The organism is Streptomyces sp. NPDC051214 (assembly GCF_040682375.1).
Lineage (GTDB): Bacteria > Actinomycetota > Actinomycetes > Streptomycetales > Streptomycetaceae > Streptomyces.
Genome location: NZ_JBFBAT010000012.1, coordinates 42038 through 54175 on the forward strand (window position 1 = coordinate 42038; position 12138 = coordinate 54175).

Genomic DNA, 12138 nt, shown 5'->3' on the forward strand with positions numbered 1-12138 from the left:
AATACCTGCTTCTATAACCTGGTGGCATGGACGTGGACACGCGCCTGCTTCGGTACTTTGCCGCAGTGGCGGAGGAGGGCAGCCTGACTGGGGCGGCGCAAAGACTGTTCGTCTCGCAGCCCGCGCTGACCAAGCAGATCCGGCGCTTGGAGGACGATCTCGGGGTACCGCTCTTCGCGCGTTCGCGGTCCGGAATGGCGTTGACCGAGGCCGGTCGAGAGCTTGCCGCGCGGGTGCCCGTGCTGCTGGACGGCTGGGACGAGGCGGTACAGGCAACCGGCCGGGCGGCGCGGGTGCTACGCCTGGGCTTCTTGGACGCGGGCGCTGTGGGCGCCGTCCATGACGTCATCGCCGGGTTCCGCCAGGCGCAGCCGGAGTGGCGGGCGGAACTGCGTCAGTTCGACTGGTCGGACCCGAGTGCCGGCCTGGCTCGGGGTGAAGTGGATGCGGCAGTGGTGCGTTTGCCGTTTCCGGGGCAGGAGGGGCTGAACGTGCGGGAGTTGTTCGTTGAGGAGCGTGGAGTGCTGCTGCCGGCCCGACATCCGCTGGCGAACACCGAGACGGTGGAGTTCCGGGAGCTGTGGGACGAGCCCTTCGCCGTGACTGGAGTCGAGACCGGAGCCTGGAGGGAGCACTGGCTTGCGACGGAGGAGCGGGAAGGTCACCCCGTCCGGGTCGGCGCCGTCACCAGCCGGCCCGACGAGTGGCTCGCAGCGGTGGCTGCCGGCTGCGTAGCGCTGGCCCCGGCGTCGGCGGCCCGTTTCTACCCCCGCCCGGACGTGGTGTTCCGTCCAGTCCGCGGAATCTCACCGAGCTGGGTAGGGCTGGCCCGGCCAAAGGGCCGGACACGCGACGGGGCGCTGGATGAGCTGCTGGAGGCCATCACGCAGAGGTTGAGCCGGAGCTGACGACGGGGCCGACAGACCGCCGGCACGCCGCCCAGCCGGATCGGCGCCTCTCCCGGGCGGCAGCCGTGTTGAACGGGCTCGCCCAGCACGAGGACACCCGCAGCGACCGCCTCGGCCGGATGTGCATAGACCATGACCGCCAACCGCGCCGCCCCGGTTGCGCTCAATGTTCGATGAGAACACTCAACCTTCGCTGCTGCAGGTCAGCCTGACGGCGATCTCACTCAGAACGAGCTGCACCCATGTCGGATCGTGGGCCCATCCCGCGTCCGTCCTGGATCCTCGGTCCTGGCCGCCGGCGGGTTCTGGCCCGGTTTGTAGTGGTGAGTGTTCCGGGCGGTTTCACCCGGAACACTCACCACGCCAGAGCGGCAGTTGGCTTACCTGGCGAGTTCAACCGGTTCGTCCAGTCTCGTCAGCTTCCGCGGGTTTCTCACCAAGTAGACCCGGGTGATCTGCCCGTTCTCCACCACGAGACTCACCGCTGTGGCCAGCTCGCCGTCGATCTCGATCCGGCCCGCAGGTGCCCCGTTGAGCCACACGGCCGTCGTCGCGAGCGGGGTCGCTTCCGTCCGGTTCGTGCGCGCGAGCACCTTCGCCACGAGCTCGACCCCGTGGATCGGAGCCAGAGCGGCGGCCGCAAGCCCGCCACCATCGGCGATCAGGACCACGTCCGGCGCCATCACCTCCACAAGCTGCTGCAACTGCCCGGTACGCAACGCGAGCAGGAACCGCTCCACCACGGCCTGCTGCTCCGACCGGCTCACCCGCACTCGCGGCTGCCGGGCCGCCACATGCTTGCGTGCTCGCCGCGCGATCTGCCGCACCGCGGCCGCGGACTTCCCGATGGCCTCGGCGATCTCGCCGTACGGCAGCTCGAAGACCTCGCGGAGCACGAACACCGCCCGCTCGGTGGGCCCGAGCGTTTCCAGGACGGTCAGCATCGCGATCGAGACGCTCTCCGCGAGCTCTACGTCCTCGGCGACATCAGGGGTGGTCAGCAGCGGGTCCGGCAGCCACTCGCCGACATAGTCCTCGCGGCTGCGCCCCAACGTCCGCAGCCGGTTGAGCGCCTGCCGCGTGACGGTCCTGACGAGGTACGCCCGCGCGTCGCTCACCCGCGACGGGTCGACGTCGGCCCACCGCAGCCAGGAATCCTGCAGCACGTCCTCCGCGTCGGCCGCGGAACCGAGCATCTCGTAGGCGACCGTGAACAGCAGGCTGCGATGGGCGACGAACGGGTCCTCGGTCATGATGCCGACGCTACGCCGGACCTCTGAGGACGCCCGGCCAGCGGGATCTCGCAGGCATCGGAGTAGCCCTGCGAGGTGATCCCATGCGCCGTGTTGCACCTGGCCGCCAGGTTGGCGAAGCCGATGAACACGGTGAGTTCGACCAGCGCCGCCGGGCCGAGCCGGTCGAGCAGACTCGCCGACAGCTCATCGGTGACGGTCGTCGGCGTGTTCGTCATGGCCTCGGCGTACTCCATTACCTCCCGCTCCAACGGCGTGAACACCTCCGACTCCCGCCAGCGCGGCACCTGGCTCGCCTTGGCCAGGTCCAGGTTCTGGTTCAGCGCCGCGAAGTAGTTGATGTCGAGGCACCAGCTGCAGCCGACCTGTGCCGCGACGGCCATGTGCGCGAACGTCTTGAGGCTCGCGTCGGCCGCGTCCCAGGTGGCCACCTTGGCTGCGAACTCCTGGTTGGCCTCGGCGAGCTTGGGGTTGTTCCACAGCACCTCGTTGGGCTCGGGCACGGAACCGAGCTGCTTGATCAGGTTTTCGCGGAGCCCGGCGGGGAGCTCGGCCTTCGGGATGCGTAGCGCCATGGTGTTCTCCTTAAACGTTTGCCTGTTTGGCATGAAGACACCGCCGTGCCCACGAATGTGACAACCACCATCGCCACTGCGCATGGATCGCCAGCGCGCACAGACCGACCCTCGGCCGCGCTCAGACAGCAGTGACCGGAAGGTCATTCCTCCCTGCCAGGCGCGTCCGGGACAGTGGCCGCCTCGCCCCTGGACGCGGTCAAACCCGACGGCGGAGCCAGACCGATCACCTGAGACGGGACATCGCCATTCCGCGCATCGCAGTTGGCCGGGCAAGTCCGCGGGCTCAGCGGTGGCGGGCCAGCTTGATCGAGGAGACAAGCAGGATCACGGCCAGGGCGGGGATAAGTACGACCTCCGCGAGCACACCGACCATCAGTCCGCCCAGCACCGCACCGGCGATCGAGCCTCCGGCCATGACCATGGCGAAGCGGAGATTGGTGCCGAGCACGGCGAAGCTGCCGTCACGGCTGTAGCGGGCGAAGGCCACCAGCATGGTCGGCAATGACACCAACAGCGACAGGCTTCCCGCGGTCTTGATGTCCTGCCCGAACAGCAAAACGATCGTAGGGATCAGGAGCTCGCCCCCGGCTACGCCCATGATTGCCGCGACCACTCCGATGCCGAAGCCGACCACGATCCCGCTGGGCACCTGCGCCCACAGCGGCAGCGAAAGGGTCCCCAAGGTGGCTTGGTGAGTGATCACCAGGGCTGCGGCCATGAGGACCATCAGCGCCGCGAGCACTTTGTACAGAGTGGAGCTGCGCATCCGCACCGCCCAGCTCGCTCCGGCCCATGCGCCCAGCAGGCTTCCCGTCAGCAGGTTGACCGCGACAGGCCAGTGCGCGGCCACCTCAGAGGCTGGGACCGCAGCCATACGGGAGGGCAGTGCGACCAGGACCACGACCAGGCTCATCGCCTTGTTCACGATGATCGCCGACAACGCGGCGAACCCGAAGAGGCTGATCAGCAGGGGCAGACGAAACTCCGCGCCGCCCAAGCCGATCATCCCGCCCAGGATGCCGACCGCCGCTCCTGTAGCGAACACCAAGGGCATGGAGTGCGTCGAACGCTGGGGTATGAGGTTCTGGTCGGTAGCCACGGTGGGCATACTTTCTGGCGCCAGGCCCAGCCCGCTATCGGCACAGCCCAGCTTCAGAGAAACGTACCGGGCAACCGCTCAAGCTTCGTCCGGTCCTTCGAAGGATCTGCCTACCGGTGGCGGGTATGGCCAACGAACGGCGCTCAGCCTGGCCACTACGGCGCTCGGGCACAGTCGCTGTCCCCGACCATCGAACCGTGAGCATTGCCATCGCAGGTTGATGATCACTAGGTTTGGGCCATCGACATCCGAGTCGCGCGGGGGCGCTGGTCGTCAGGGGTGGCAGTGAGGGAGCCGGCGGGTGCGGTACGTGGCCCCGGATCTTGGCTCCGCTGTGACACGTGGCAGGTCAGATTCCTCCGGCACCCTCCTGCGTCAGGAGCCCACGTGGTGGCACCCAGGTTCCCCTTCGCCCTGCTGGGCTGCGCGGTCCTCCTGGTCGCGGGGTGCACAGGCAATAGCGGGAGTAGGGAAGGAACAGCCAGCGGTTCGTGGGAGAACCGTCCGGCCCCCCGGGATCGCGACGGTCGCAGCGACTCCGGCACCGGAGACTTCGACAAGGACGGCTACGACGACTTCGTGACCGTCGAAACCAGCCGCGCCTCTGGCGGGTCAGAGGCCGGGCGCACGGCTGTCATCGTCGTCGTCCCGGGCTCGCGGAGCGGACTGGACGCAGCCCGCGCCACGCGTTACCGCGCTGCCTACAGCGGCCCGCTGCTCCGCGGCGACCTCGACGGCGACGGCTTCACGGATCTGATCGCCACCCGTGAACCGCGACCGGGACAGAAGGCCGAGCCGGACGTCGCCTACCAGGCCGTGGTCATGTTCGGCGGGGCGAACGGCCTCGGCAAGCCGGTTCCGGTGGCCGCCCCACGCCAATTCCTTGCGATGGCCGTTGCCGATGTCAACGGTGACGGGGCCCTCGACCTGATCGACCGCGGAAAGGGGGCGCAGGAGAAGGACCCGAAGCGGATTCCGGGGCGAATCGCGTACGGTCCGTTCGAACGGGACGGCGCACCGGCCCGGCTGGCGGAGCAGGACTGGGAGGCCGCTGGAGGCGGGGTTACCTCGGGCGACTTCGATGGTGACGGCTCCGACGACCTGCTCTTCACCGGCAGCCCGCCCTATGCGGAAGACGAGGAGCCGGGTCCAGACCCGATCCCGGCAGCCGCCTACTTCCGCGGCAGCCCTGACGGCCCTGTCCGGGCCGACCCGCCCCAGGGCCTGGACAACAGCATCGAGGACGGAGTCCTGACGCCGCTGGCCGGCGAGGTGAACGGCGACGGCATCACCGACCTCCTCATCGGAGGAGGCGGCCTCGCGTCACCGGCCGAAGGCCTCGACCCAGGACAGCTCACCATCGTCTACGGCGCCCCGGGCGGCCCCGGTACGGGTCGCCGCAACACGGCGTACGACCAGGAGACCCCGGGCATCCCCGGCGATTCCCAGGGCAAGGACATGTTCGGCGCCGTCTCCGGCACCGGCGACGTGAACGACGACGGGCACCCGGACCTAGTGGTCAACACCCCGGGCGAGGACAAGGCGGGCCGCTTCACCCTGCTGCCCGGCGCAACCGACGGCTCCGGCCCCGACCCGTCCCGGTCCACCGCCTTCGACGCGACGACCTACGGCGGGGAATCGATCAGCGCCCCCATGCCTCTGCTGGATATCAACGGCGACAGGTGCACGGACGTGGTGGCCGAGACGCCGGGCGGCCTCCTCCTCTTCCTCGGAGGCACAGCAGAGTTCCCCGCCAAGAAACCGAAACTCACCAAAGGCGCGAAGGTGGGGATGGGCGCGCGGAGTTGACGCCGCGATGCTCCCTCATCTGCTCCTTCATCTCCGCGCCCCTGAACCGCCGATGACACACGATCGCCCTTCGATGGCGCAGGACGGTGGCGGCGCTGCCGACGAGAAGTAGAACTCCCTGTCTTGGCAGAGCTTGATCGAGGAGAACTTCGGCAGCCGCCCACGCGTGACGGCCGTAGTCCGCTTCGTCGAGCACCAGGGGTTGGCCACAGCCCAGCTCCGTCACCAAGGCGGCGCTCAGTTCCACCATGTGCAGTTTCTGCGCGCGAGCGTAGGAGTGCACCGCACTCTGCGGGCCGGGGAACTCCGCTGCGGCATCGATGAACGGACATCCGCGCACCGGAGCCGCATCCGCCTCCGACATCAATGATCAGGTATGACTAGTCACCCATGAACCACAAGTAGCTGCCCGGCGTCGCCGCACACGCTTCGAGAAGCTCGGCAAGGTCGCCCAGGGCCGCCTTCTCCTGGTCGTCAGTGCACCCCCGTATCAGGGTGGTGACTTCTTGGCGGGCGACTTGAGCTTCCTGTTCGTTGAACAGCGTGTCGCCGTACGGATCCACCCAGCCGAGCTTGCCCGAGCCATGCCGGTCGAGGGTGCTCAGCACCCTCGACAACGCCTCACCGTGCTCGTAAGAGCCCCGCAGCAAGGTGTCCCGGGACGCTCCCTTTCGCGTGGGTCGCCCCGAGTGCAGTTCCAGCTCAATCCCCATGACCCCTCCTTCAACCTCGGACAACGAAGCTTCTCAGAGATCATTTGTCAGACACGACTCAGCCGCTAGGACGAGTGGAGTGCGTGCGATGTGTACCGCCTCGCCGCCATCCGCACACGCGCCGAACAGGTCAATTCAGCTGCCGCGATGCAGCCGCATTGGCTGTTGCCTGTTGGCGATGAAGCTTCTCCAAGACACGGTCACGCAGAAGCTCATACTCCTCGCGGAGCCTGCGCCACTCGGTCACCGGCGGGCGAGGGATCACGATGCCTTCGGTGACGATCTCCTCCGGCCTGAACTGCTCGCGGGTGAGGTCGATGTCGATGCCCATGCCCAGTCGGTTCCACCAGTGGTAGTCCACACGCTCTCCGTTGACGTGGACCTCACCGCGGATCAACTCGCCTCCCAGCAAGTCATTGAGCACCATGGCAGTTACGCCGCACTGGTCCCGGGCCGGATTGTCCTTGGTCCACTGCGACCGAAACTCAGGCGTGGCCGTCTCGGCACTCCAACTGCTGCGCACGGCTCGCTCGATGTCGGTGAGAAGCAAAGGTGTCATGCCGGTGATCCTGCCAGCAGGCACTGACAGTGGCCGGGCACCGGAAGGCACGGGAGTGAGGCTGCCGGGACGGTACCGGCCCAACTGATGGGGCCGTTGTAGGCGAGTCGATCGACGATTGCCGCGCAGAGCCGAATCCCCGGCCGTGCGATGCGGTGCGGCGCGGTGCGGTGTGGGGACAGAGCGGGAGCGTGCGGGGGATCTTTATTAGGCGGACGTTAGCGGGACGGCACCGAGGCAGTAGCGGCCTGCAACAACGTAGGTGTTGTTCCCGAGGAGGGAGCACCCCTGACGCCCTACCAAAGGACCCCCCATGCGCTCTCCCGCTGCCACCTCTACTGGTAACCGTCGTCGCACACTGCGTCTGGCCGCCGCGGCTTTGACCGTGGCCGCGGGCCTGTCCCTGGCCGCCTGCGGCAACGGCGACTCTGGGGCGGATGCGTCCGCCAAGGGCTCCTCGTCCTCCTCTTCCGACGGCGGCACGAAGACGGAAAGCGGCTCGAGCTCCGACAGTGCGGCGGCCGGCAACGCCGCAGCAGGCTCTCAGAAGGCCTCAGGTAAGGACGCCGCCAACCAGGCAGCCCCGGACAGTGCGGCGCAGACCAGCAGCAAGGTTTCCTTCTGCAAGAGCGAGGACCTGGCCATCAACGCTGTTGACGCTGCGCCCGATGAGACGTCCGGCAGGATCAACATCTCGATGATCAACCGGGGGCCGGTCACCTGTTCGGCGACCGGATTCGCGGGTGTGGACATCAAGGACGCGGACCACACCTCCAATCCCATCGAGCGCGGCTCCGCACAGCCCCGCGTCACCACGCTCAAGCCCGGTGACGCCGCTGTCTTCAATCTCGCCTACACCATCGACAGCAGTGGCAGCAGCCTTACGTCCCCGACCCACATCCTGGTGACGCCCCCGAACGAGACCCACACCGTGACCCTGGATTGGCCCGCGACCGCGGCAGCCATCAAGGGCTCCTACACCGACGTCCAGGTCTTCCCCACCCACACCGCGAAGTAGGACTCGTGCCCGGCCCTGGCCCGGCGGCCAGGGCCAGCACGACACCCTGCGTCTCTTACACCTCCGCCGGGCGGAGCGGCGGGCGCCCGGTGAGGATGTGCTGGCCGCCGGCGGGAGGGGCGTGGGCCCGTGGGGCACTTATCTCGCCGCATGGATGACGAGGACGTTCTGCTCTCCATCGAAGATACGGGTGAGAGCTTGGCCGTCTCGCCGGCCTTCGCTGAACAGACCCCGCTGAACCACGTGCACGACCAGCACGTCGTGGCTGTCGACGACATCGGAGATGCCTCGACCGTGAATCGTGTCTGACCACGCGTCCAGGTTGCGGCCGAACCACTCCGGCAGCCCACACGGCTCAGCCACCGCATCCCAGAAATCACTGAGCGTATCGATCACGTGCCCTCGCAGGTCGACGACCAATTTTCTGTCTGCCACCGCAGCAGGCTAACGAGCAAGCACTCGTCGATGGTCGTTCAAGAGACAGTAACTAGAGGCGGCAGCTGATCTCCATTCCGTCCTCCACGGGGAACGTGACGCTCTGGTAGCCGTTGCGGGGGTCACGGACGTAGTCGAGGTAGGGCGCGAGGTCCTCCAGGTCGACGTCGTCGGCGATGACGAGGGTGCCGGGCGCGAGGCGTGGTTCGAGGAGTCGCAGGACGGGCAGGCACAGGTCCTTCCAGCCGTCGAGGAGGACGAAGTCCGCGGCGTCGGCGACTTCGGTGAGGGTGGTGCGGGCATCGCCTTCGAGGACGGTGATCAGGTCGTCCAGCCCCGTCTCGGCGAATGTCCGGCGGGCGGCTGCGGCCTTGGCGGCGCTCAGTTCCGTACTGATCACGCGCCCCGCCCCGTTGTCGCGCACCGCGGCGGCGAGATGGAGCGTGGAGATGCCGAAGGACGTGCCGAACTCGATCACGGTGGCGGGGCGGGTGGCCCGAATCAGGTTGTAGAGGAGGCGGCCGCCCTGGGCGGAAATCGGCATGTACACCTCGGCTTTGGCGTCGGCCTGTTCCTGTGGGCCGACGGGCGCAGAACCCTGGGGCCACGCCGCCTGGATCCGCCTGCTGGTCGCTTCGTCCTGCTCGGCATGCCGGAACATCCGGTCGAGGGCGGAGGCGACGCGGGGGTCTTCGAGGGTGTTGGTGGGTGTCATGGAGCTAGACTAGACGCACCGTTGCGTAGCGTCTAGGGACTTTGGCCTACTCTGGCCCCGGGAGGCAGACATGGAACGAGGAAGTACGGCCGCAGCGACGGCCGGGCAAAAATCGGCGGCACGCCACCACGGCAACCGGCACGGCCGTAGCGAACAGGCCCGGCAGGCGGTGCTGGAGGCGGCCGACGACCTCTTGGTCGAGAAGGGCTTCACTGGCGTCACCATCGAGGGCATCGCCGCCCGGGCAGGCGTCGCCAAACAGACTGTCTACCGCTGGTGGAAGACCAAGACCGACATTCTCCTGGACGCCTTCCTCCAAGACGCGGCCGAAGCTCTGACCCCGCCGGACCATGGCGACCTGGCCGCCGACCTGCGCGCCCACCTGCGCCAACTGGCCCTGTTCCTCACCCGGTCCGACGCGGGCGCCGTCTTCACGGCCCTCATCGGGCACGCCCAGCACGATCCCGCATTCGCCGCAGCCCTGCGGTCCGGGTACCTCGACGAGCAGCGCCGACGCGACCAACTCCCGCTGGAACGCGCGATCCAACGCGGCCAGCTCGCCGCCGGACTCGACATGGCGGCGGAGATCGACCAACTCGTGGGGCCGCTCTACCACCGCGTCCTGGTGACGGCGGAACCCGTCGGCCAGGCTTTCACCGACCGCCTCGTCGAGGCGTTCCTGCGCCGCGTCAGCGCGAACGTAGCCGACGGCAACACCAAGGCCGACGCAGGGGAGATGGAAAGCAGATGACTCTGAAGGCAGGCCAGCGAGTGGTGTTGGCAGCGGACACCAGGCTGACCGATGCGGCCGAGGTGTCGGGGGTCGTCATCGGGTTCCTGTTGTTGGCGGCGGGCACCGGCGGGACCGTCGAGCAGGTGGTCGGCCACCAGGACGAGAGTGACGAGGTGCGCGAGTACGAGCGGCTCAAGTCGCTGCTCGACGCTTTCGGGGCCGAGATGCCCGCGGAGAGCAGGAGGCAGCTCGAAGAGAACGTCGGCTCTCTGGAACCTGCGTGGACCGCCTTCCAGGAACGGGGGCCTCGCGTGAGCGTGCGGGTCCGCTTCGACAACGGGTTCATCCTCGACGGGGCCCACGAGGACGTCTTCGTCCCTGCCTGAGGGGGGCATCCCGGGCCGCCCGGCGGCCGGCGGCAGTGCTCACGCTCACGGCCCCGCAGCCCTGCCGTCTCCCGGCCGCCTCCTGGCCGTCTCCTGGCCGTCTCCCGACTGGGACGTGCGGCCAGGCGTGGGCTCGGCGCGTCACCGTTCGGCATGCGTGGCGCAGCCGGCCTCCGGACCTGGGCGATGCTCGACTGCGTGTGCACCGCGGAACCGTCGTCAGCGCGGTGGGGGAGCGGGTCGGGCGGCCGCCCCGGCGACGGGGCTGTCCTCTGTTACACACCTGTGTCGGTTTGTCCTACAACGAACGGCGGGCCCGTGTCGTCTAGCAGGTGGGTTCGACCTGCGGACCAAGGACGATCAAGGAGTGGGCAGCAATGGGGGACATACGCAGACGAGGAGCCGTGGTGCTGGGGATCACCGCGCTGGTGGCTCCGCTCACGGTGGCGCTCGGCACGGGCAGTGCCCAGGCAGCGTCGTGCTCGACACAGACCGGCCCCTACCAGAAGCAGGTCGAGAAGTTCCTCGGCCGCCCGGTGGACGGCAAACAGTCGGCAACCGACTGCAAGGCCATCAAGGCCTTCCAGACCAAGCACAAGATCAGCCCGAACGCCGGGTACGCGGGCAGCGTCACCTGGGGTGTCATGAACCTCATGAACAAGCAGAAAGCGGTGGGCAACACCCCCAACAAGGCGGGCAAGTGCCCGACCAACAAGGGGCGCATCGCCTGCGTCGACCTGACGCTCCAGCTCAGCTGGATCCAGGACGGCACGACCCTCAAGTACGGCCCCGTCCCGGTGCGCACCGGCCGCAACGGCCACGAGACCCGCACGGGCCTGAAGAAGGTCTACTGGCGCAACATCGACCACGTGTCGAGCATCTACCACGTGCCGATGCCGTACAGCCAGTTCTTCGACGGAGGCCAGGCATTCCACTCCGTCGGCATCAGCGTCTGGTCCCCGCCGGGCTCCCACGGCTGCGTCAACATGACGAAGAAGGACGCCGTGCAGTACTGGAACATGCTGCGCAAGGGCGACGACGTCTTCGTCTACGGCCGCAAGCCGGGCACCTGATCCGCTGTCTTCGCCGATCCGAGCATCCATCGCGTATGGACGGCCTCGGTGTTCACGAAGCACACCGAGGCAGCCGATCACGGCGAAGCGTAGTTGCGGGTGGGGGTGAGGTGGTTCCCGAAGGCCGCACCCCCAGACCTGGAGGTCTGCACGGGCCAACCGCGGCTGGTGGTGGGGGGCACGCGGAGACCACGGCACCGACATCGAGGAGTGGACCTTCGGTCCGCACATCGACGGCCGGGAATAGGCCTAGTCGAGCCGCCGAGGCGCTCTTACCGTGCGCCTATGAATGAACTCCGTGTACGCAAGTACGAGCGGTGGTTCAGCGCCGCAAACGTCGACGGCGACAACGCGATAACGCGGCAGGACGTCGTCATGATGAGCGAACGCTACATCCAGGCCAGGGGCCTCACCCCCGACTCACCTCAGGCACGGCAGATGTACGACACCATGAACGAGTTCTGGGAGTCCGTGATAGCCCCCGCCGACGCCGACAAGGACGACAGGGTGACCTCGGCCGAGCTCACGCAGGCGTTCGCCGCCGCCTTCACCAATCGCGCTCACTACCCCGAGGAGCTCGCGCCGGTCGCCGACCGCTTCTTCGACCTGGCCGACGGCGACGGCGACGGTGCCGTCAGCCGCAGCGAGTTCACGCACATCTTCGGATCCACGGGACGCGCCACCGACGCGGAGTGCGCCGAGGTGTTCAACGCACTCGACCTCGACTCCTCCGGGGCCCTGTCGCGGAGCGAGTACCACAAAGCCGTCTCCGAATTCTTCTACGGCAACGATCCCAACTCACCGGCCAACCACATATTCGGCCGCCTCCGGTAAGGGATGAAGGGGCCGGCTCCCTCAC

Annotated in this window: 14 protein-coding genes; 7 read left to right on the forward strand and 7 right to left on the reverse strand. The window is 67.9% G+C overall.

Translation table 11 applies throughout. The annotated features are described in order from the left end of the window. Positions 1–26: 26 nt before the first annotated feature. A complete protein-coding gene (locus AB0M70_RS29190; RefSeq protein WP_365824393.1) occupies positions 27–908 on the forward strand; it encodes a LysR family transcriptional regulator in 882 nt (293 codons plus the stop codon). 380 nt (positions 909–1288) lie between these two features. On the opposite strand, the gene AB0M70_RS29195 is transcribed toward AB0M70_RS29190, so the two are convergent. The 3 genes from AB0M70_RS29195 to AB0M70_RS29205 form a co-directional block, all read right to left on the reverse strand. Continuing rightward, the gene (locus AB0M70_RS29195; RefSeq protein WP_365824395.1) at positions 1289–2161 is read right to left on the reverse strand and encodes an RNA polymerase sigma-70 factor; all 873 of its coding nucleotides are present in this window, start codon (positions 2159–2161) and stop codon (positions 1289–1291) included. Further along, complete coding sequence (locus AB0M70_RS29200; protein ID WP_365824397.1) at positions 2158–2736, reverse strand: carboxymuconolactone decarboxylase family protein; 579 nt, start codon at positions 2734–2736, stop codon at positions 2158–2160. Before AB0M70_RS29200 ends, AB0M70_RS29195 begins: the two co-directional genes overlap by 4 nt. A gap of 286 nt (positions 2737–3022) precedes the next feature. After that, entirely contained in the window at positions 3023–3838 is an 816-nt protein-coding gene (locus tag AB0M70_RS29205) for a sulfite exporter TauE/SafE family protein (RefSeq protein ID WP_365824399.1), read from the reverse strand. 387 nt (positions 3839–4225) lie between these two features. Between AB0M70_RS29205 and AB0M70_RS29210 the strand changes: the two genes are divergently transcribed. Beyond that, positions 4226–5647, forward strand: a complete 1422-nt coding sequence (locus AB0M70_RS29210) for an FG-GAP and VCBS repeat-containing protein (RefSeq protein ID WP_365824401.1) — start codon at positions 4226–4228, stop codon at positions 5645–5647. 380 nt (positions 5648–6027) lie between these two features. Here the strand turns inward: AB0M70_RS29210 and AB0M70_RS29215 are convergent, their stop codons facing one another. Beyond that, entirely contained in the window at positions 6028–6360 is a 333-nt protein-coding gene (locus AB0M70_RS29215) for a hypothetical protein (RefSeq protein ID WP_365824403.1), read from the reverse strand. Positions 6361–6490: 130 nt separating this feature from the next. Further along, complete coding sequence (locus tag AB0M70_RS29220; RefSeq protein ID WP_365824405.1) at positions 6491–6919, reverse strand: hypothetical protein; 429 nt, start codon at positions 6917–6919, stop codon at positions 6491–6493. 313 nt (positions 6920–7232) lie between these two features. On the opposite strand from AB0M70_RS29220, the gene AB0M70_RS29225 reads away from it, so the two are divergent. After that, complete coding sequence (locus tag AB0M70_RS29225) at positions 7233–7937, forward strand: DUF4232 domain-containing protein (RefSeq protein WP_365824407.1); 705 nt, start codon at positions 7233–7235, stop codon at positions 7935–7937. 138 nt (positions 7938–8075) lie between these two features. Here AB0M70_RS29225 and AB0M70_RS29230 read toward each other — a convergent pair whose 3' ends face one another. Both AB0M70_RS29230 and AB0M70_RS29235 read right to left on the reverse strand, forming a co-directional pair. Then, the gene (locus AB0M70_RS29230) at positions 8076–8372 is read right to left on the reverse strand and encodes a barstar family protein (protein ID WP_365824409.1); all 297 of its coding nucleotides are present in this window, start codon (positions 8370–8372) and stop codon (positions 8076–8078) included. A gap of 52 nt (positions 8373–8424) precedes the next feature. After that, positions 8425–9087, reverse strand: coding sequence for a class I SAM-dependent methyltransferase (locus AB0M70_RS29235; protein WP_365824411.1), 663 nt, complete (start codon positions 9085–9087; stop codon positions 8425–8427). Between the two features lie 70 nt (positions 9088–9157). On the opposite strand from AB0M70_RS29235, the gene AB0M70_RS29240 reads away from it, so the two are divergent. The 4 genes from AB0M70_RS29240 to AB0M70_RS29255 all read left to right on the forward strand — a co-directional run bounded on the left by AB0M70_RS29240 (position 9158) and on the right by AB0M70_RS29255 (position 12113). Further along, entirely contained in the window at positions 9158–9838 is a 681-nt protein-coding gene (locus AB0M70_RS29240) for a TetR/AcrR family transcriptional regulator (protein WP_365824413.1), read from the forward strand. Continuing rightward, positions 9835–10206, forward strand: a complete 372-nt coding sequence (locus AB0M70_RS29245) for a hypothetical protein (RefSeq protein ID WP_365824416.1) — start codon at positions 9835–9837, stop codon at positions 10204–10206. The genes AB0M70_RS29240 and AB0M70_RS29245 overlap by 4 nt, the downstream gene beginning before the upstream one ends. A gap of 377 nt (positions 10207–10583) precedes the next feature. After that, positions 10584–11279, forward strand: a complete 696-nt coding sequence (locus AB0M70_RS29250; RefSeq protein WP_365824418.1) for a L,D-transpeptidase — start codon at positions 10584–10586, stop codon at positions 11277–11279. Positions 11280–11564: 285 nt separating this feature from the next. Beyond that, the gene (locus tag AB0M70_RS29255; protein ID WP_365824420.1) at positions 11565–12113 is read left to right on the forward strand and encodes an EF-hand domain-containing protein; all 549 of its coding nucleotides are present in this window, start codon (positions 11565–11567) and stop codon (positions 12111–12113) included. The last annotated feature ends 25 nt before the right edge of the window (positions 12114–12138 follow it).